The sequence below is a fragment of the Streptomyces marokkonensis genome (assembly GCF_039539045.1).
GTDB classification, from domain to species: Bacteria; Actinomycetota; Actinomycetes; order Streptomycetales; family Streptomycetaceae; genus Streptomyces; species Streptomyces marokkonensis.
Map to the genome: position 1 here is coordinate 15,883 of NZ_BAABCQ010000074.1, position 20,084 is coordinate 35,966.

Here is a 20,084-nt window from a genome sequence, read left to right on the forward strand (position 1 = left end):
CACGGCCGCCACCGCGACCGCACCATCCCCACCACCACGGCCGCCACCGCGACCGTCGCCCGCACCACGCCTTACGACCGGTCAACCCGACTCAAGGTCAAGGGTTACTTCGCGTAACGACCGCTACGGGACATCAGCACGAACGCATTGTCGTTTGATAACGACGCAATAACTCAAACCTCGTACCCGCGGGTATGACGCCACTTAGAGTGCGGCAGCGGGACCGCTTTCCCGAACCGCTCGGAGTCGCCCCCATGAACCCTCCCCTGGTCCACGCCCGCAGCGACAGCTCGCCCCCGCCCCGCGCGTCCGTGACGTGGGAAGGTCTGCCGTGGTGACGAACGACAGCACGGTGGACGACACTTTCGCGCAGTTCCTCGACTTCGGCGCCGGCGTCCTCTCCCTCGTCTTCCTCAGCTGCTCGGTGATCTGGGGGCTCGTCGCCCAGGACCGGATCGTCCTCGACACCCGCCGCCGGATCCTGGCCCAGGCGGTACACCGGACCACCTCGGTCGCCTCGGTCGTGTTCCTACTGGTGCACATCGGGGTCAAGCTGGCGCTGGAGCACACCACCTGGGTCGCCGCGGTGATCCCGTTCGGGCTCCTGGCCACGGACGACGAGGCGTTCGGCGGCCGGGGCGTCCTCATCGGCTTCGGCACCCTGGCCAGCATGCTCATGATCTTCGTGGGCGTCACCGGCGCCCTGCGCAACCGCTTCGCGTCCTCGGCTCCCGTGGCCGCCCGCTGGCGGGCCATGCACATGCTCGCCTACCCGGCGTGGTGCCTGGCCCTGCTCCACGGGCTTTACGCAGGTCGCGCGGCGAAGCCGATTTTTCTGATTCTTTACGGCCTGTCCCTGCTCGGCGTCATGGCGGCCCTGGCGCTGCGTGCGGCGCCCCGCCCGGTCAAGCTCAGGGTCGCCGACCGGATCGCCGCATTACTCGGGACCGAAGGGCGGACGACCCGCGAGGAACCGGAGGAGAGCCGGACCTGGACGACGGCCGGCTCCGCACTGCCGGGCCACGAGGGCGCCAGAGCGTCGCGGCCCCGCGCGGCGGGCCCGTCCGCGCCGCTGTACGAGCCCGCGGAACCCCTCACTCCCTCGGAGCCGGCGAGCGGCTTCGCGGCGGCCTACCGTGCCGTGTCCGGCCCTTCGGGCGTGCTCCTGCCACCGCTGACGGCCGACGCGACCGCGCCCACCCGGCTGCCGCCGCACCTGCTGCGGCCCGCCGAGGCGATGCCCCTCCTGGACGACGACGGCACCCCGGGCGGCTGGCCAGTTCCGTCGCCGCCACCGGTCGGCGAGGCGCCCCCGTCGGCCTACGACCCGCTCGACGACACCGGACACACCATCCCGGTCCACGGCACACGGGGCGCCCCGGGCCACACCTCGAGTGACGTGTACGACACCCGTGAGACGAACACCGTCTACGACACGTATGACCCGAACGACACGTACAACAGCGGTCCCACCCCTGAACCACCCCGCTCCACATCGCCCTGCACGTCCCCCGGCCCGTCGTCCCCCGGCCCGTCGCCCCACGACGCGTCGTACGACTTCGACGCACCGGGTCCGGGCGAACCCTGGAACACGCCTTCCGGAGGCTACTGAGTGAACGAGGCCCTGCCCGACGTACCCGAAGTCCGCGTGGTCGGTCTTCCCCAGCTCACGTCGGGCTTCGACCTTGTCGAGCGCCTGGACCTGGCCATGCACCTCAAGGTGCACGGGCCGCTCGAACCGCTGGGCGGCGAACAGCTCGCCCAGCTCTCCGAACGCATCAACCTGAAGGGCCGCGGCGGCGCGGGGTTCCCCTTCCACAAAAAGCTGCGCTCGGTCGCCGAGGCCGCGATCAAGCGCGGCGTACGGCCGGTCGTGGTCGTCAACGGCAGTGAGGACGAGCCGGCCTGCCGCAAGGACGCGGTGCTCATCAACCGTGCCCCGCACCTGATCCTGGACGGCGCGCTGCTGTGCGCCGAGGCCATGGGCGCCCGCACCCTCGTCATCGGCGTCACCCGTGAGTCCACGCAGCGTTCCATGGAGGCCGCCCTCGCCGAACGCGGTCTGAGCAACGGGCGTCGATCCGTCCTCCGCGCGCGCGTGCAGCGCAATCCGGTCCGCATGGTCACCGGCGCGGCGGCCTCGCTGGTCCGCTCCATCGACGGCGGCCCGGCGATCCCGCCCGGCCGCAAGATCAGCGCTTCGAAGAGCGGCGTCGGCGGCGCGCCGACCCTGCTGTCCAACGCCGAGACGTTCGCCCAGCTGGCGATCGCCGCCCGCATCGGCCCGGAGCGCTACGGCAACACCGGCCTGTACGACGAGCCGGGCACCGTCATGCTCACCGTCTCCGGCGCGGTGGCCCGCCCGATGGTGATCGAGGTACCGACGGGTGTGCCGCTGCGCTACGTCCTCCAGCTGGTCGGCGCCCCGCGGGTGCCGCAGGGCGTGCTGACCGGCGGCTACCACGGCAAGTGGATCGACGCGGCGACCGTCGACGAGGCGATCGTCTCCCGCGACTCCCTCCAGCAGGTGGGCGGCTCCCTCGGCGCGGGCGCGATCCTGCCGATCGGTCAGGACACCTGCCCGCTGGGCGAGTCGCTACGGGTGGCGCAGTGGCTGGCCCAGGAGAGCGCGGGCCAGTGCGGCCCCTGCTACCTGGGCCTGCCGGCCGCCGCGCGCGGCCTGGAGGACATCCTGAACGGCGGCGGCCCGGCCGCCCTGGAGGCGGTCAAGCAGGTCGCGAGGAACGTGAAGCGGCGCGGCGCCTGTTCGCACCCGGACGGCTCGGCGATGTTCATCGAGTCGACTTTCAACGCGTTCACGGACGACCTCGCCGCCCACGTTCTCGGCAACGGCTGCGGACGGCCGGTGGAGGGCGTACTGCCGCTCCTCGAGGGTGGCGGGATCCCTACAAGCATCCCGGGCGGCGGCGGGGAGGGGAACGGCCCCAGCCGACAGAAGATCTACGTCGACTGGACGTTGTGCCGGGGCCACGGACTGTGCGCGGACATCCTCCCGGAGGTCTTCCAACTCGGCGCCGACGGCTTCCCGACCGTGGCGCAGGCCGACGTGCCGCGCTTCGCGGAGGCCAAGGCGGTCCGCGCGGTGCGCCGCTGTCCGGCGCTCGCCCTGCGCATCGAGGAGGAGACCCGCGGGCAGGCCCCGTCCTCGCGCACCACGCTGCCGGTTCTGCCCCAGGCGCGCGGCCGCCGGGCGCTCGGCCGCTGAGGCGGAAGCGGAAGCGGAGACGAGGGCAGAGGGCTGGGACTGGCGCAGAGGCTGGGACTGGCGCAGAGGCTGGGGCTGGGGCTGGGGCTGGGGCTGGGGCTGGGGCTGGGGCAGAAAACGAACAAACCCCCCGGATCCAGGATCCGGGGGGGTTCTCTGTGGAGCTAAGGAGAATCGAACTCCTGACCTCCTGCATGCCATGCAGGCGCTCTACCAACTGAGCTATAGCCCCTTGCCGTCTGCCGCCCGGTTTCCCCGGCGGCGACGCCAACATTACACGGTCGACCGGGGACAACACCAAATCGTTTCCCGTTTGCCCGTTTTACCCACTTGCGAGGGCTCGCTACGCCGTGACGAACGAATAGAACCGTTTGAGCGTGCAGTGCTCCTCGAGGAGCCGGCCGTAGATCGGCTCACCCTCGAGTTCGCGGTACGTCTCGATCGGGTCGCCTTTTATGATCAGCGCCCGCGCGCACTCCTCGCACCAGTACTGGTAGTCCGGATTGACCGGCTCCATGTCCCGCACGATCGGGGTGCCGCTGCCGCACCAGTCGCACTTTCGCCTGTGTGCACCCATCGATCAGCTCCAGCTGTGGCCGCAGGCCGTGCACACGTACGAGATTCCGCCGTTGTCGCCGAGGACCTGGGCCACGTGCCCGGAACCGCAGGAAGGGCAGTTGAGACGGGTGGACGTGTTCCGCGCCATCGCTCCGCCGAGGAGGTGACCGACCTCCTCGTGGATGCTCGCAGGCATCGCCACTCCCTCCCGTCGGGCCGCGGTCCCCTTCCGGCCATTTGATTCTGCCACGACCGGGCCAATACGGTCAGCGACGTCTCAGTACCAGTCCGGACACGGAGTCCCACAGGGGTATACGCCTGTGGGACGCCTGTTGCTCAAGCGGGCGCACACGAAAAATCCCGCCCCCCGAGGGGGACGGGATTCGTCCGTGGGCTGTGGAGCTAAGGAGAATTGAACTCCTGACCTCCTGCATGCCATGCAGGCGCTCTACCAACTGAGCTATAGCCCCTGGTGCCATGCAGCTGAGCCGCATGGTCTTTCGCTCCGCTCGGCGGGGCGAACAAGAAGAACTTTAGCCTGCGACCTGCCGGAAAGTGAAATCCGGGTACCGGGCCCGGCCGGCCGCTCCTCAGTCGTCGTCGCCGAGCACCGGTTCGGGCAGCGTGCCGGCGTTGTGCTCGAGCAGACGCCAGCCGCGGACGCCTTCGCCCAGGACGGACCAGCAGCAGTTGGTCAGGCCACCGAGGCTCTCCCAGCTGTGCGGTTCCAGACCGAGCAGGCGGCCGATGGTGGTGCGGATCGTGCCACCGTGGCTGACCACGACGAGGGTGCCGTCCTCGGAGAGCTTCTCGGCGTGCCGGAGCACCACGGGGGCGGCGCGGTCGGCCACCTCGGTCTCCAGCTCTCCGCCGCCGCGGCGGACCGGCTCGCCGCGCTTCCACGCCGTGTACTCCTCGCCGTGCCGCGCGATGATCTCGTCGTGGGTCAGCCCCTGCCAGACGCCCGCGTAGGTCTCCCGCAGGCCCTCCTCGAGCGTCACGTCCAGGCCGGTCAGCGTGGCCAGCTCGGCGGCCGTGTTCGCGGCCCGCCTGAGGTCGGAGGCGACGATCGCGTCCGGCCTCAGGCCGACCAGCAGCCGGGCGGCACGGCGGGCCTGGGCCACGCCGGTCTCGGTGAGCCCGACGTCCGTGGTGCCCTGGAAGCGGCGCTCCACGTTCCACGAGGTCTGGCCGTGCCGCCAGAGGATGACGCGCCGGCCGCGGCCGGGCTGTCCGGCCGTCACCTCTCCGGTGGCGCTCATCGCCAGTCCCCGTCGGTCTCCGTCGCCTCCTCGGCGGCCCGGAGCCGGGCGTGCTCCTCCGCCTTGCCGCGGGTCTCCTTGGCCTCGGCGGGCAGCTCCAGCTCGGGGCAGTCCTTCCACAGCCGCTCGAGGGCGTAGAAGACGCGCTCCTCGCTGTGCTGGACGTGGACGACGATGTCGACGTAGTCGAGCAGGACCCAGCGGGCCTCGCGGTCGCCCTCGCGGCGTACCGGCTTGACGCCGAGTTCCTTGCTGAGCTTCTCCTCGATCTCGTCGACGATCGACTTGACCTGGCGGTCGTTGGGCGCGGAGGCCAGCAGGAAGGCGTCCGTGATCGACAGCACGTCGCTGACGTCGTAGGCGATGATGTCGTGCGCGAGCTTGTCGGCCGCCGCCTGCGCGGCGGTGTTGATGAGTTCGATGGAGCGGTCGGTCGCGGTCACTGCCTGGCTTTCGGGTCGGCGGTCGGTTGACCTCAAGGGTCTCACGACCGCCGACGGCGGCCCACGTGATAATCGCCCGGCCGCTAGGAAGCCGGTTCGTAGTCCTGGCCGAGCACCACCGAGACCCTCGCGCTCGCGGAGACCTCGCCCCGGGTGACGGAGTCGGTGGGCAGGCCCAGGGTCTTGGCCACCTGGACGGCGTTCTCCTTGTCGGCGGCCTCGGCGTAGACGACCTTGGACGTCGCCGCGGTGCCGGAGGCGGTGCCGCCCTCCAGGAAGGTGAAGCCGCCGTTGAGAAGCACGACGCGGGCCTTGCCCGAGCGGTCCTCGACGCCGGTGGCGTTGCGTACGGAGACGCTGACGGCCGCGTCCTTGTCGGGGCTCTCCGCGGTGCCGCCGAGGACGTCCTCGATGACGCTGTCACTCGCCTCGGCGCTGAGCCTGCCGTCGTCCTGGACGGGCAGCAGCGCGGTCTTGAAGTCACCGCCCTTGGCGCGGTCGGAGAGCCCTGCGAGGAAGGAGCCGAGGTCCTTCTCGGTCAGCGGCGGGTCGAGGATCAGTCCGAGGGTCTGGACGGTGGTCGTCGCGGCCGCGGGATCCGAGGACAGCTTGCGCAGCACCCCCTGCATGACCTGCCCGAACCGCTTCAGCTGCGCGCCCGCCTCCTCGCCGGAGCCGCGGTGGGTGGCGTAGGCGACGGCCGTCTTGCCGCTGAGGGTCTGGCCCTCGCCCTTGCGTACGAGGGGTGCGGCGCCCTTTTCCTTGGCCTCCGGGTCGGGGACGTCGGTGTCGGTGTCGACCTCGATGTTGCCGACCAGGTCGACGAGGATCTGAAGGTACGGCGTGTCCAGACGCCAGGTGCCCTCGATGTCGGTGCCGAGGGCCGAGTCGAGCGCGGTGCGGGTCGCGTCGGGGCCCTCGTCGTCGACGGACTTGGCGAGCGTGGTGGTGGTGCCGTCGTCGCCTGTCAGGGAGAGGGAGTTGGGGACCAGCACGGCCGTGCCCTGCTTGGTGGTGGTGTTGTCCACGAGGAGCGCGGTGGAGGTGCCGCCGCCGTCGGTGTCGTGCAGGTGGACGGCGATCACGTCGCGCTTCTGGGCGCCGGCCGCCGCCGTACCGCCCGTCTTGTCGTCCGAGGAGGACAGTCCGGGCAGTTTTCCGGCGTACCAGAGGTAGCCGACGCCGCCGACCGCGACCAGTGCGAGGACGACGACCAGGGCGACGACCCGCGCGCGTGCGCGCCGCCGGGCCTCCTCGCGGCGCTCGGTGCGGTTCTCCGTGAACTTCATCCAGTCGATGACGTCCTCGGAGTCGTCGGCCGGCTCCTCGACGAAGGCGAACTGCTCGGTGTGGTACTCCCGGTCGGGCCCGGCGGCCTGCTCGGGAGCCTGCGCTTCCGGTTCTCCGGGCGGGTCCGGCGGTCCCGCCTGCTGGGGGATGTAGGCGGTCTGCTCGGCGCCCCGGGGCTGCCGGCCACTGGTGGCCGCCTGCCCGTACGGGTCGTACGACGGCTGCGTATGCGTGCCGGAGGCGTGGCCGTCGTAGGAGTCAGAGGAGTCGTAACCGGGTGTGGGCGGCTGCTGCCCGGTGTCGTAGCCGGTCTGGAAGCCGTAGGCGTCGTAGGGGGCGTGGCCGGTGGCGGGCGGCTGCTGCCCGCCCGCGGCGTACGGGTCGTAGCCGTACCCCTGCTGCCCGTACCGCTGCCCCTGTTCCGGTTGGTTCTGCGGGCTCTGCTGTGCCTGCTGCGCGTACGCGTCGTACGGCTGCTGCCCACCGGGGTGGGCCGGGGCCTGGCCCTGCGCCTGGCGGTACACCGGCCGGCCGTACTCGTCGTAACCGACGAGTTCGTACTGGTCGCCGCCGCCGTACCCCGCGTCGTATCCGTCGTTCACCGGTGCCCCTCTCGGCTCACTCGCCGCGGTACAGCTCGCGCTTGTCGATGTAGCGCACGACTCCGTCCGGCACCAGGTACCAGACGGGATCGCCCTTGGCGACTCTCGCACGGCAGTCCGTGGAGGAGATGGCGAGGGCGGGGACCTCGACGAGGGAGACGCCGCCCTTGGGGAGTCCGGCGTCCGTCAGGTGGTGGCCCGGCCGGGTGACGCCGATGAAGTGCGCGAGGGAGAACAGCTCCTCGCTGTCGCGCCAGGTGAGGATCTGGGCGAGGGCGTCGGCGCCGGTGATGAAGAACAGGTCCGCTTCCGGGTTGAGCGCGCTCAGGTCGCGCAGGGTGTCCACGGTGTAGGTGGGGCCGCCGCGGTCGATGTCGATGCGGCTCACCGAGAACTGCGGGTTCTCGACGGTAGCGACGACCGTCATCAGATAGCGGTCCTCCGCCGCGGAGACCGTGCGGTGGCTCTTCTGCCACGGCTGGCCGGTGGGTACGAACACCACCTCGTCGAGGTGGAACTGCGCGGCGACCTCGCTGGCCGCCACGAGGTGCCCGTGGTGGATCGGGTCGAAAGTACCGCCCATGACGCCGAGACGGCGCCTGCCCGACGGCGACGGGCCGCTGCCTCGGCCGGTGGCACGGGCGGGCACCGCGCGGCTGTGCGTGTCACGCGCCGGTGTGCGCTCCGCGTCGTACGTCTCGTCGTACGTCTCGTCGTACGACGCGTCCTGCGCCGGACCGGTAGGCATGTCCTGCTCTCCCATGCGTGCAGACCCTACCGGCCCGGCCCGAGAGCTCCTGCCGCCCCCACAGTCCTCGCGATCAGCGGTCGCGGTTGAACCGAGTGGTGATCCACAGCAGGAGCATCAGGGCGAGGAACGCGCCGATGCCGATGACCAAGGGATTGAGGCTCTGGTGGTTGCCGCTGTGCTCCGCGCCGCCCTCGGAGGCGAGGGTGACAAACTGGGCAGCGGTGCTGTGGAAGCTCATCTTCGGCAGGACCTATCCGGTGTGGGCGGGATAAAGACGTCCGCTCATCGTAAGCGGGCGTCTCACGGACGATCACGCCGACTCCGCCGTTGGGGACGGGACCGGGGAACCTTCGGATCGCCTCAGTCGTCCTTCTGCTTGTACCCCCGCAGCAGGAACCACGCGGTCAGCACACAGCCCACCACCATCACGATCAGCACGACCCGGAGCAGATTCCCCGGCCCTTGCTCGGCCGCACCCACCGCCGCGGCGAGCCAGTCGGTGTGGGGGATGTGCGCCATGACGTGGACTCCTTCGTTGCACCTGCCCGTCCACGGTATCTCCGCCTAGGCTGGGCTCGGCTTCGGGGGAGCAAAGGGCCATACAAGGGTTCGCAAAGGGCCGGACACACGCAGAGGCCTCACACACGCACATGGGGGAAGACATGTCCGACGGCCACCAGCACAACGGGCACGAGAACGTGCCGAGCAGGCAGCGCAGGCGCTTCCCCGGAATCTCCTCGCGGGCGTACGAGCATCCGGCCGACCGCAGTGCCCTGGTGGCGCTGCGCAAGCTGAGCGGCTTCGACACGGTCTTCAAGGCGCTGAGCGGCCTGCTGCCCGAGCGCAGTCTGAGGCTGCTGTTCCTGTCCGACTCGGTGCGGGTCTCGGACCGGCAGTTCGCCCATCTGAACGTCATGCTGCGCGACGCCTGTTACATCCTGGACCTCGAGAAGGTCCCCCCGATGTACGTCAATCAGGACCCGACTCCGAACGCGATGTGCATCGGCCTGGACGAGCCGATCATCGTCGTCACCACGGGCCTCGTCGAACTGCTGGACGAGGAGGAGATGCGGGCGGTCGTCGGGCACGAGGTCGGGCACGCGCTGTCCGGACACTCGGTCTACCGGACCGTCCTGCTCTTCCTGACGTCCCTCGCGGTCCGGGTCGCCTGGATCCCGCTGGGCAACCTGGCGATCATGGCGATCGTGACCGCGCTGCGCGAGTGGTTCCGCAAGTCGGAGCTGTCGGCGGACCGCGCGGGTCTGCTGGTCGGTCAGGACCTGCAGGCATCCATGCGGGGCCTGATGAAGATCGCGGGCGGCAACCACCTGCACGAGATGAACGTGGACGCGTTCCTGGAGCAGGCCGACGAGTACGAGGCCGGAGGCGACCTGCGCGACTCCGTCCTGAAGATCCTCAACGTGCTGCCCCGCTCCCACCCCTTCACCACGGTGCGGGCCGCCGAGCTGAAGAAGTGGGCGGCGTCCCGGGACTACCAGCGGATCATGGACGGCCACTACCCGCGGCGCGACGAGGACAAGGACACCTCGGTACGGGACTCCTTCCGCGAGTCGGCGTCCAGCTACGCCACGCACGTGCGCGGCTCCAAGGACCCGCTGATGAAGCTGGTGAACGACATCGCGGGTGGCGCCGGTGATCTCGGTGACCGGATGCGCCGGGGCTTCGGCGGCTTCACGGGCTCCCAGCAGGCGTCACCCAAGGACACGGACGGATCGTCCGGCGGCCCTGAGGGAACCGGCGGCCCTGAGACCCCGGACGACCGCCCGCCGCGCGACGGCGCCTGATCCTGCGACGGCGGTCGCCACCGTGACGGCGCCTGACCCCGCGACGGGCGAGGACGCCCGCCCCCGGGTCACACCCCCGGCCGGGTGCCCGCCCCAGCGGGGTCACGCCCGCGGCTGGGCGCCCACCGCGAGGGCGCCGCACAGGGCCGTGGGACTGTCCGTGGTGTACGGGTCGGTGCCGGCGGGGGCGTCGGCTGTGGCCGTCTGGCCCGCGAGCAGCGGGCTCAGGTGGTTCGCCGGGTTCTCGGCACAGGAGTGCGGACCGGCCTGTACGTAGGACGTGACGAGCTGCGTCTGGTGCAGCCGCAGATCGTCCCGGTCGAAACGGAAGCGCAGCTCGCGCCGGACGGTGAACAGCGACGTCTCGGCCCGGGCGTCGTCCGCGGGCCGCAACGGGTACACCAGGGTGTGGTCGGCGCTGACCTCCAGCGTGGTCGCGTCGCTCTCCGCCACCCGCAGGCTGCCGTTCACCCTGATCGGGGCATCGGCCAGTTCGGCACGGGCCGGGTCGAAGCGCACCAGCCATCCGGTGGGCGCGTGCCGGCCGTCCGCGGTGGGCTTCTCGAAGCTCTCGTCGAACTGGTCGAGCTGCCCCGGGTCCAGCAGCACCCGCACCGAGTGGACCTCCCCGCCGCCGAGCACATCCGGGTCGAGCGCCGAACGAACGATGTAGTTCTTGGCGGTGGTCAGCGCGTTCAGCACCTGGTCGTCCGAGAAATGCGCGGTGCGCCCGGCGCCGTCCGGCAACTGGACGCCCTTCGCCGCGGACCGGAAGTCCGCGGCGGGACTGCGTTCGTACAGGTACGCCGCGTCGTCGGCACCGGGCACCCTGCCCCGTGGGGCGAGCGGAACGACGGTCATCCGCGCCGGCTCGGCGGCCCGCTGCGCCGCGGGGCTCTGGTACGGGTGCCGTACGCCCATGTAGATGGCGGTGCCGAAAGCGACGGCGATCAGCAGGACGAGGACCAGCGCCTGCCGGGACAGGCCCGCCCGGCGCAGCGCCGTACGGCGGCGGACGGCGGGCGCGTGGTCGGACAGGCGCTCTCGGGCGGAGAACTCCTGGAGCCGGGCAGCACGGACGAACGACTCGTCGAAGACGACGGATCGGTATTCGTCCTCTCCGCCTCCGGGGCCGCCCTCGGGCGTCCCTCCGGGCGGGTCGCCAAGCCCTGCCATACCTTCAGGGTAGGTCCCCGGGAGGGCCCGTAAACGCGTCGGCACAGGTCGGGTCAAGACAGGTTGGGGCCGCCGGAGGACCTGGTCAGGGGGTGTGCGGGATGACCGACACGGCCGGCTGGGAGTAGTCGGCGGAGGCGGAGGGGGTCACGGCCCGGCCCTGTTCGGGACCGGTCGAGACGGGAGGCGGCACCTGCTGTGTCCCGCCGCCCGAGGAGGCGCCCCGGTAGACGGCCGCGAAGGCCAGCGCGACCATGCCGACGCCCATCACGAGGGCGAGTATCCAGGCGACGGGCCGGTGCCAGCGGACCTGCTTGCCGTACGCCGGGGGAGCGCCGTAGGGGCGGTCGAGGAGGTCGCGGTCGTCGTCCGGGTCGTCGAGGTCGGGATCATGGCCGAAATCGCCGTACCCGTCGTCGTAACGCTCGCCTCTGGTGCGGCCGCGGCGGGCCGCTTCCGCCTCGGTGGCCTCGGCTCTGGCCTGCGCGGCGGCCAGGAGGCGCTCGACGGCGGTCGGCTCATGCACCGCTGCCGCCCGCACGAAGGCCTCGTCGAATACCACGGAGTCGAACTCTTCGTCCGACACCCCGCGGTCGTGTTCGTCGTCGGGCTCCCAGCCGTCAGGGAACGGCCTACCCCCCACGTCCTCCGGCACGGGTCCAGAGTAGACCTGGGTGGTCGATTTGGGCAGACGGCGGGGAAATTCATCCGGTGGGTGAGATGCCCGGATCGGATCGCGGGCACACCCGTGGGCGCGTGCCGCCCACCCGCGCCCACGGGTGCGCCCCTGGGCGCGGGACCTGTCCCTCAGCGCCGAACGTGCCCGTCACCAGTGACGATGTACTTGGTGCTGGTCAGTTCCGGCAGCCCCATCGGACCCCGGGCATGCAGCTTCTGCGTGGAGATGCCGATCTCGGCGCCGAAGCCGAACTGGCCGCCGTCGGTGAAGCGGGTGGAGGTGTTCACCGCGACGGTGGTGGAGTCGACCAGCTGGGTGAAGCGGCGGGCGGCCTGCTGCGAGGTGGTCACGATGGCCTCGGTGTGGCCGGAGGTCCACAGCCGGATGTGCTCGACGGCCTTGTCGAGGGAGTCGACGACCGCCGCGGCGATGTCGTAGGACAGGTACTCGGTCTCCCAGTCCTCCGGCGTGGCCTCGACGGCCGTCACCTTGGAGTCCTCGGCGTACGCCAGCACACGCTCGTCGGCGTGCACGGTGACCCCGGCCTCGGCGAGGGCGTCCAGTGCGCGGGGCAGGAAGTCGGCGGCGACGTCCTGGTGGACCAGGAGGGTCTCGGCGGCGTTGCAGACGCTGACGCGCTGTGCCTTGGAGTTGATCAGGATGTCGACGGCCATGTCGAGGTCGGCCTGCGCGTCCACGTAGACGTGGCAGTTGCCGGTGCCGGTCTCGATGACGGGGACGGTGGACTCCTGGACGACCGTGTTGATCAGCGAGGCGCCGCCGCGCGGGATGAGCACGTCGACCAGGCCACGGGCGCGCATCAGCTCGCGCACGCTCTCACGGCTCTCGCCGGGCACCAGTTGCACGGCGTCGGCGGGCAGCCCGGCCCCGCCCACGGCGTCGCGGACCACCCTCACTAGGGCGGTGTTGGACTGGTAGGCCGAGGAGGAGCCGCGGAGCAGTACCGCGTTGCCGGACTTCAGGCACAGGGCGGCTGCGTCGACCGTCACGTTGGGCCTGCCCTCGTAGATGATGCCGACCACGCCGAGCGGCACCCGGACCTGGCGCAGGTCGATGCCGTTGGGGAGGGTGTTGCCGCGCACGACCTCGCCGACGGGGTCGGGCAGGGCGACGACGTCGCGCACGTCGGAGGCGATGGCGCGGACCCGCTCCGGGGTGAGGGTCAGCCGGTCGACGATGGCCTCGGACGTCCCGGCGGCGCGGGCCTTGGCCACGTCCTGGGCGTTGGCCTCGACGATCTCGCTCGTACGGACCTCCAGCGCGTCCGCGACGGCGAGCAGCGCGTCGTCCTTCGCGGCCCGCGGCAGCGGCGCGAGGTCGGCCGCGGCGGACTTGGCCCGGTAGGCGGCCCGGGCGACCGGGGACATCGAGTCGTACGGCGAGAGCGTGGTCATGGGGGAAGCGTAGTTTGCCGCGCGGGGCCCTCCCCCGGTCGTCCCAAACCCCGAGACACGGCCGGGACGGCAGCAAAAGGGGCGAAGTCCGAACTGAACTCCGAACTAAAAGGGGTGGACTCCGACCGGTGTCGCCGGTGCCGGCCCGTATCCCGCCGCGATGCGCTGGTGGTAGGTCGCCCGGTCGATGACCTCCAGGCCGACGATCTCCCAGGGCGGCAGTCCCGCGGTCTGCCGGTGCTCGCCCCACAGGCGCAGGGCGACGGCGGCGGCGTCGTGCAGGTCGCGGGCCTCCTCCCAGTACCGGATCTCCGCGTGGTCCTCGGCGTACCGGCTGGTCAGCAGGAAGGGATGGTCGTGCGCGAGCTGCTCCAGGGCGCGCCGGACCTCGGTGAGCGGGGCCCGGGCGCCGGAGACGCTGAGGGTGACGTGCCACAGGCGCGGGGTGTGTTCGGGTTCCTCGCCCCGGAACCGGTCACCGGCCGCGACGCTGGTCAGGGCGCGCTCCTCGCCGGCCGCGCGGGATCCTCCGGTGCGTGCTCCGCCACCGGGACGGGCACCGGTACCGCCACGGGCGCCCGTACCACCGCGGGTGTCGGTGACGCCGCGGGTACCGGTGACACCGCGGGCGCCCGTACCACCGCGGGCGCTCGTACCACCGCGGGACGCCGCCGTTCCAGGGCGCACTCCGCTCACGACGGCCTCCTTCACGCACACGGCTCGGCCCGGTGGTCGGCCGGGCTGGTCCCTGAGGAGAGTTGAGCAGGCCATGCAAGATCGCGGGGCGGTTTTTGCGGAACGTCCACCGCCGATTCGTGGACGTTTCGACCCATTACGGGTGCAGGATCACCAGATCGTCCCTGTGTACGACCTCGCGTTCGTACGCCGGTCCGAGTTCGCGCGCCAGCTCCCGGGTGGAGCGGCCGAGCAGCCGGGGGATCTCCCTGGCGTCGAAGTTGACGAGGCCCCGGGCCACCGCGCGCCCCGCACCGTCCCGCAGCTCCACGGGCTCGCCCGCCGCGAACTCGCCCTCGACGCCGGCGATCCCGGCCGGCAGCAGCGACTTGCGGCCCTCGACGACCGCGCGTACCGCCCCGTCGTCGAGGACCAGCGCACCCTGCGGGGTGGAGGCGTGCTGGAGCCACAGCAGCCGGTCGGCGCTGCGCCTGCCGGTGGCGTGGAAGTAGGTGCCGGTGTCACCGCCGGCCAGGGCGTCGGCCGCGTGGACCGCGCTGGTCAGCACCACGGGGATGCCGGCGGCGGCGGCGATCCGGGCCGCCTCGACCTTGGTGACCATGCCGCCGGTGCCGACGCCCGCCTTGCCCGTGCTGCCGATCTCGACGTCCGCGAGGTCGGCCGCCTCGCGCACCTCGGCGATCCGCGAGGTGTCCGGCCGGCTCGGGTCGCCGTCGTACACGCCGTCCACGTCGGAGAGCAGCACCAGCAGGTCGGCGCGGACCAGGTGGGCGACGAGGGCGGCGAGCCGGTCGTTGTCGCCGAAGCGGATCTCGTCGGTGGCGACGGTGTCGTTCTCGTTGACGATCGGGAAGGCGCCCATCGCCAGCAGCTTGTCGAGGGTGCGCGAGGCGTTGCGGTGGTGGGCGCGGCGGCTCATGTCGTCGCTGGTCAGCAACACCTGGCCGACACGGACGCCGTAGCGGGCGAAGGAGGCGGTGTAGCGCGCGACCAGCAGGCCCTGGCCGACGCTGGCGGCGGCCTGCTGGCGTGCCAGGTCGCTCGGGCGGCGGCGCAGGCCCAGCGGGGCGAGACCGGCGGCGATGGCGCCGGAGGAGACGAGGACGATCTCCTTGTCCGTCCCCCGCACCTTGGCCAGCACGTCGACGAGCGCGTCGACCCGGTCGGCGTCCAGGCCGCCCGCCGCGGTGGTCAGCGAGGAGGAACCGACCTTGACGACGATCCTGCGGGCCTCGCCCACGGCCTGCCTCGCCCCTGCCACTGCTGCTGTCAGCCCAGCCACCGCCGCCGTCCGCCCTCTCCCGTCGACACGCGCCGATCCCCGCGCTCGCCAGGCAATCTACGCGAAGACGGACGCGCCCCGCGCCGCGGTCCAGGCTGCGGACAGGGGCCGCGGCGGCCCCCGCGTGTGGGCCGCCGCGGCCCTCGCGTCACGACCACAGCCGCCACCGCGTCGGGGCCACGGTCAACACGGGCGTGTCGTCAGGAGGTCGCCTGGCGTTAACCCGGATGTCCGATGCGCGACGAGCAAGCCTGGAGCGACCGCAGTGCCCCTATCCCCGCCCCGCCGCGGTCTTCCCCGCCGCAGTCCGTCCCGCCGCCGCCTTCCTCGTCCCGCCCTCCCTCGCCGCGGTCCGTCCCGACGCCACTTCCTCCGCCTCGGGCTCCCCCTCCGGCAGACCGCCGTGAAGCTGCTCGTCCTCGGCGTACTGGCGGCCGCCTTCGTCGCGCAGACCGTGGGCGCGCTGCTGCCGCACGTGCCGCTGCTGCTCGCCGCGACCGCCGGTTCGCTGGCCGCCGAGGGGATGCTGTACCGGTGGCAGCGGGGCATGGTGTCGCTGTTCGCCAAGTCGCACGCCGACGTCACGGTCCGGCACGTGCTGCGCGACCTGCTGCTCGTGGTGGGCCTGCTGCGGCTCGGCGAGCAGCACCGGGAGACGGTGTACGCCCCGCTCGTCGCCGGCCTGCTCGCCTTCTACGGACTGCACTGGGCGATCCAGGCGGTCTCCGTCCTGGTCCGGCGTACCCGGACGCCGCCCGTGGTGACCCGCAACATCGACGCCTCGGCGCTACGCCTGACCCCGGCGCCCCCGGTCCTGCTGCGTCGCCCGGGTCCCCGGCTGGCCGCCTTCGGGCTGCCGGCGACGGCCGGGCTGGTGGCCACGGCGGCCACCGACGCGGCGGTGTACGGCGCGGCGGGACTCGCGCTGTCCCTGACGGCCGCGTCGGCCGGCCTGGTCGCCCTGCTGGTCCGGTTGCTGCCGGGGCGCCGGCCCGCGGGTGAGCGGGAGGTGCTCGACTGGTTCGAGGCGTGGCTGGCGGAGTACCGGCCCACCGTCGGTCTGTACTTCTCGGGCGGGGCGTCCTCGGCGTACCAGGCCAACATGTGGCTGGAGCCCCTCGCCCGGCTGGAGGGACGGCCGCTGATCGTGCTGCGGGAGCGGTTCATGGTGCAGCGGATCGCGGCGACCGACATCCCCGTCGTGTGCCTGCCGAAGGTCTCCACGCTGATGTCTCTGGAGCACTCCACGCTCCGGGTCCTGCTCCACCCGTCGAACTCCGGGAAGACCTCGCAGGTCCTGCGCATCCCCACGATCAAGCACGCCTTCGTCAACCACGGGGAGAGCGACAAGCTGTCCTCGTGCAACCCGTACGCGAAGGCCTACGACGAGGTGTGGGTGGCCGGTCCGGCGGCGCGCGAGCGGTACGCGCTGGCGGAGGTCGGCGTCGAGGACAAGGACGTGGTGGAGATCGGCCGCCCGCAGCTGGAGACCGTACAACCGTACGCGGGGCCGCCCGCCGCCGCGGCGTTCACGACGGTCCTGTACGCGCCGACCTGGGAGGGCTGGGACGGCAACCCCGGGAACACGTCGGTGGTCGAGGCCGGCGAGAACCTCGTACGGGCGCTGCTCGCGGACCCGGGCGTACGGCTGCTGTACAAGCCGCATCCGCTGACGGGATCCGTTGATCCGCGGGCCGGGGCCGCCGATCTGCGCATCCGGGAGCTGGTGCGGGCGGCGAACCGGGAGCGGAGCGGGCCCCGGCCGGAGCCGTCGGCGGCCGGTGAGTCGGCCCGGCGGGCGGCAGAGCTGGACCGGCTCACCGCGGTCGGCTTCCGCTCCGCCGCCGACCAGATGGAGCGGATGCTGCGCGGCTCGGCGCCGGAGCCCGGGCGGGCCGGAGCGGTGGCGCGGGCGACGGCCGCCTGGGAGTCGGCGTACTGGGCCTCGCTGCCCGAGTGGGAGCACCAGGTCGTCACGGACGCCCGGCCCCCCCTCTACACCTGCTTCAACCGGGCCGACCTGCTGATCAGCGACGTGTCGAGCGTGATCAGCGACTTCCTGGCGAGCGGCAAGCCGTACGCGGTGGCCAACACCAGCGGGCTCGCGGAGGACGGGTTCCGCAAGTCGTTCCCGACGGTGGCTGCGGCGACGGTGCTGGCGCCGGACGCGGCCGGAGTGCCCGAACTGCTGGACGCGGTCCGGCACCCGGAGCGGGACACACTCGCCGGGGAACGCGCGGCGCTGGCCCTGCGTCTGCTGGGCCCGGCCGGCCCGCCGTCCCAGGAGCGCTTCGCCGGCGCCGTGAGGGCGCTGTGCGCGGCGGCCGGGGAACACCGGGCGCGGATGGAGCGGCGGCTGGCCGCGGACCTGCCTCTGCCCGGGCCCCGGCGGGAGTCGGCCATCTCCTTGCCCACCGTCACGGCCGGCACTTGTGTGGATCTTCGGAAGCTTGTGTGCAGCCCTCAACCAATCAGTGAATCTTCGAATATCGATTCGGACAATCAGGGTTCAAGTTAGTGTTGAGCGCACCGCCCTCTGCGGTAAGCCACAGGCTGTCCGGCTACGGTGCGCACGGACACATGGTCAGCTTCCTTGGAACAGGTTGTAAAGGATGCCCACATTTTCCCTCGTCATCCCCGTGTACAAGGTGCAGGGCTACCTGCCCGAGTGCCTGGACTCCGTACTGGGGCAGGACTACGCGGACTTCGAGATCATCGCGGTCGACGACTGCTCACCGGACGGCTGCGGCGCACTCCTCGATGAATACGCGGAACGAGACGCACGCATTCACGTGATTCACCTCATGGAGAATGTGGGGCTGGGGCTCGCACGGAACGTCGGACTGGAGAAGGCACAGGGCGACTACGTACTGTTCCTGGACAGTGACGACACGCTGTCCGACGGGGCACTGAAGGCGATGTCCGACCGCCTCGACGCCACCGGAAGTCCCGACATATTGATCTATGACTATGCCCGTACCTACTGGGACGGGAAAACAAGGCGCAACCAACGGGCGGATCTTCTTCAGTACGACGAGTCGGACGTCTTCTCCCTCGCTCGGCATCCGGAGTTGCTCGACCTGCTGCAGATAGTCTGGAACAAGGCCTACCGGCGCGACTTCATCACCCGTGCCGAACTCGTCTTCCCCCCGGGATACTACGAGGACGCACCCTGGACGTTCTGTTCGTTGATCACCGCCGAGCGGATCGCCACCCTGGACCGGGTCTGCGTCCTCTACCGGCAGCGCCGCGAGGGCGGCAACATCCTCAAGACGGTCAGCCGCAAGCACTTCGACGTCTTCGACCAGTACCGCCGCGTCTTCGAGTACCTCGACGCGCACGAGGAGCTGGCCGAGTGGCGCGGCCCGCTATTCCGCAAGATGGTCGACCACTACCTGACCATACTGGAGCGCCCGGACCGCCTGCCGCCCAACGCGCGGGCGGAGTTCTTCCGCCGCGCCGCAGCCGACCACCGCGCTCGGCTGCCCGAGGGGTTCGTCCGGCCGGACGGCAATCACGGCCGCAAGTACGCGCTGCTGGAGCGCGGAGCGTACACCGCGATGATGAGCGCGACGCGCGTGGCGAAACTGCGCGAGGACGTCAGGAAGCGGGCCCGCACGGCCGTGAACCGGTCCAAGCGCCGCGCAATGGGCCTCTTCTACCGCTCCCAGCTGCGCGGGCCACTGGACGAGAACCTGGCCGTGTTCTCCGCCTACTGGCACCGCAGTGTCTCCTGCAACCCCGCGGCCATCGACGCCGAACTGGCCCGCCTCGCCCCGCACATCCGTCGCGTGTGGGCCGTCCGACCGGACTCCGTGGACCAGGTGCCCGCCGGCGTGGACTACGTGCGCGTGGGCTCACGCGAGTACTGGGCGGCCGTGGCCCGCGCCAAGTACCTGGTCAACAACGTGAACTTCGCGGACTCCGTGGTGAAGCGTGATGGCCAGATCCATGTGCAGACCCACCACGGCACCCCGCTGAAGACCATGGGTCTGGATCAGCGGAAGTACCCGGCCTCCACCAACATGAGTTTCGGCAAGTTCCTCAAGCGCTGTGACCGCTGGGACTACAGCATCACCTCCAACCGGCACTCCAGCATGGTGTGGGAACGGGCCTACCCCTGCTTCTACACCACTCTGGAGGCCGGCTACCCGCGCAACGACGTCCTCGCCACAGCCCGGTCCGAGGACGTCCGCCGGGCACGTGCGGCTCTCGGCCTGGCCGACGGCGGTAAGGCGTTCCTCTACATGCCGACCCACCGCGAGTACCAGCCCGGCTTCACTCCGCCTCTGGACCTCGCCCGGTTCGCGCGGGAACTCGGACCGGACGCGACCCTGCTGGTGCGCGGCCACTACTTCTACGGCAACTCGCCGCACGTCGCCGAGCTGCGCCGCACCGGCCGAGTCGTCGACGTCACCGGGCACCCCCGGGTGGAGGAGCTGTACCTCGCCGCTGACGCCCTGATCACGGACTACTCGTCTGCGATGTTCGACTACGCCGTGCTGGACCGCCCGATCATCAGTTACGCCCCGGACTGGGAAACCTACTCCGTGGTGCGCGGCACCTACTTCGACCTGCTCCAAGAGCCGCCGGGCGCGGTGGCAACCACACAGGAGGAACTGCTCCGGCTGCTCACCTCGGGGGACTATGACGGCCCGGCGGCGACTGAACGCCGGGACATCTTCCGTCGGCGTTTCTGCGAGTTCGACGACGGGCACGCGGCCGAACGCGTCGTGCGGCGCGTCTTCCTGGGGGAAGACACGCAACCGCCCGTCATCCCGTTCGACGAACGTCGCCATGTCCCGACTCCGGCCCAGGCGCTCCAGGACGACGAGCGCGCCTGACGTCACGGGTGCAGCCCGACACACGGTGGCCGACAGGGCGGAACAAGGTAAAACG

18 protein-coding genes and 2 tRNA genes are annotated in these 20,084 nt (G+C 71.3%); 5 read left to right on the forward strand and 15 right to left on the reverse strand.

Annotated elements, in window-relative coordinates:
* The first annotated feature begins 331 nt into the window (after positions 1–331).
* On the forward strand, positions 332–1,612 hold the full coding sequence (locus tag ABEA26_RS19495; protein ID WP_345593892.1) for a ferric reductase-like transmembrane domain-containing protein: 1,281 nt from the start codon (positions 332–334) through the stop codon (positions 1,610–1,612).
* Complete coding sequence (locus ABEA26_RS19500; RefSeq protein WP_345593894.1) at positions 1,613–3,226, forward strand: NADH-ubiquinone oxidoreductase-F iron-sulfur binding region domain-containing protein; 1,614 nt, start codon at positions 1,613–1,615, stop codon at positions 3,224–3,226.
* A gap of 159 nt (positions 3,227–3,385) precedes the next feature.
* On the opposite strand, the gene ABEA26_RS19505 is transcribed toward ABEA26_RS19500, so the two are convergent.
* The 10 genes from ABEA26_RS19505 to ABEA26_RS19550 form a co-directional block, all read right to left on the reverse strand.
* Positions 3,386–3,458 (reverse strand) — tRNA-Ala (locus tag ABEA26_RS19505).
* A 111-nt stretch (positions 3,459–3,569) separates the two neighbouring features.
* Complete coding sequence (locus ABEA26_RS19510; protein ID WP_003976229.1) at positions 3,570–3,803, reverse strand: hypothetical protein; 234 nt, start codon at positions 3,801–3,803, stop codon at positions 3,570–3,572.
* A 3-nt stretch (positions 3,804–3,806) separates the two neighbouring features.
* Complete coding sequence (locus tag ABEA26_RS19515; RefSeq protein ID WP_345593896.1) at positions 3,807–3,980, reverse strand: hypothetical protein; 174 nt, start codon at positions 3,978–3,980, stop codon at positions 3,807–3,809.
* 201 nt (positions 3,981–4,181) lie between these two features.
* A tRNA-Ala gene (locus ABEA26_RS19520) sits at positions 4,182–4,254 on the reverse strand.
* Between the two features lie 120 nt (positions 4,255–4,374).
* The gene (locus ABEA26_RS19525) at positions 4,375–5,046 is read right to left on the reverse strand and encodes a histidine phosphatase family protein (protein WP_345593897.1); all 672 of its coding nucleotides are present in this window, start codon (positions 5,044–5,046) and stop codon (positions 4,375–4,377) included.
* Positions 5,043–5,489 (reverse strand): ribosome silencing factor, encoded by a 447-nt coding sequence (gene rsfS, locus ABEA26_RS19530; RefSeq protein WP_345593899.1) that lies wholly within the window; start codon positions 5,487–5,489, stop codon positions 5,043–5,045. Before rsfS ends, ABEA26_RS19525 begins: the two co-directional genes overlap by 4 nt.
* Before the next feature lie 83 nt (positions 5,490–5,572).
* Positions 5,573–7,381 carry an LCP family protein gene (locus ABEA26_RS19535; RefSeq protein WP_345593902.1) on the reverse strand — a complete coding sequence of 603 codons (1,809 nt, stop codon included), beginning with the start codon at positions 7,379–7,381 and terminating at the stop codon, positions 5,573–5,575.
* A gap of 16 nt (positions 7,382–7,397) precedes the next feature.
* Positions 7,398–8,144, reverse strand: a complete 747-nt coding sequence (gene nadD, locus ABEA26_RS19540; RefSeq protein WP_345593904.1) for a nicotinate-nucleotide adenylyltransferase — start codon at positions 8,142–8,144, stop codon at positions 7,398–7,400.
* Positions 8,145–8,202: 58 nt separating this feature from the next.
* Positions 8,203–8,370: a hypothetical protein gene (locus ABEA26_RS19545; RefSeq protein ID WP_345593905.1), complete on the reverse strand. Its 168-nt coding sequence runs from the start codon at positions 8,368–8,370 to the stop codon at positions 8,203–8,205.
* A gap of 122 nt (positions 8,371–8,492) precedes the next feature.
* On the reverse strand, positions 8,493–8,651 hold the full coding sequence (locus ABEA26_RS19550; protein ID WP_345593907.1) for a hypothetical protein: 159 nt from the start codon (positions 8,649–8,651) through the stop codon (positions 8,493–8,495).
* A 143-nt stretch (positions 8,652–8,794) separates the two neighbouring features.
* On the opposite strand from ABEA26_RS19550, the gene ABEA26_RS19555 reads away from it, so the two are divergent.
* Positions 8,795–9,937: a M48 family metallopeptidase gene (locus ABEA26_RS19555; protein WP_345593909.1), complete on the forward strand. Its 1,143-nt coding sequence runs from the start codon at positions 8,795–8,797 to the stop codon at positions 9,935–9,937.
* A 102-nt stretch (positions 9,938–10,039) separates the two neighbouring features.
* Here ABEA26_RS19555 and ABEA26_RS19560 read toward each other — a convergent pair whose 3' ends face one another.
* From ABEA26_RS19560 to proB, 5 genes are all read right to left on the reverse strand, one after another.
* On the reverse strand, positions 10,040–11,113 hold the full coding sequence (locus ABEA26_RS19560; protein WP_345593911.1) for an SCO2583 family membrane protein: 1,074 nt from the start codon (positions 11,111–11,113) through the stop codon (positions 10,040–10,042).
* 85 nt (positions 11,114–11,198) lie between these two features.
* Positions 11,199–11,768, reverse strand: a complete 570-nt coding sequence (locus tag ABEA26_RS19565) for an SCO2584 family spore wall biosynthesis protein (RefSeq protein ID WP_345593913.1) — start codon at positions 11,766–11,768, stop codon at positions 11,199–11,201.
* A 152-nt stretch (positions 11,769–11,920) separates the two neighbouring features.
* Entirely contained in the window at positions 11,921–13,207 is a 1,287-nt protein-coding gene (locus ABEA26_RS19570) for a glutamate-5-semialdehyde dehydrogenase (protein ID WP_345593915.1), read from the reverse strand.
* A gap of 105 nt (positions 13,208–13,312) precedes the next feature.
* Positions 13,313–13,705 (reverse strand): hypothetical protein, encoded by a 393-nt coding sequence (locus ABEA26_RS19575; protein ID WP_425587867.1) that lies wholly within the window; start codon positions 13,703–13,705, stop codon positions 13,313–13,315.
* A gap of 334 nt (positions 13,706–14,039) precedes the next feature.
* Positions 14,040–15,143 carry a glutamate 5-kinase gene (proB, locus tag ABEA26_RS19580; RefSeq protein WP_345593923.1) on the reverse strand — a complete coding sequence of 368 codons (1,104 nt, stop codon included), beginning with the start codon at positions 15,141–15,143 and terminating at the stop codon, positions 14,040–14,042.
* Between the two features lie 445 nt (positions 15,144–15,588).
* Here proB and ABEA26_RS19585 point away from each other — a divergent pair, with 445 nt between their 5' ends.
* Both ABEA26_RS19585 and ABEA26_RS19590 read left to right on the forward strand, forming a co-directional pair.
* Positions 15,589–17,703, forward strand: coding sequence for a hypothetical protein (locus ABEA26_RS19585; protein ID WP_345593917.1), 2,115 nt, complete (start codon positions 15,589–15,591; stop codon positions 17,701–17,703).
* Positions 17,704–17,797: 94 nt separating this feature from the next.
* Positions 17,798–20,029 (forward strand): bifunctional glycosyltransferase/CDP-glycerol:glycerophosphate glycerophosphotransferase, encoded by a 2,232-nt coding sequence (locus tag ABEA26_RS19590; protein WP_345593918.1) that lies wholly within the window; start codon positions 17,798–17,800, stop codon positions 20,027–20,029.
* Positions 20,030–20,084 lie beyond the last annotated feature (55 nt).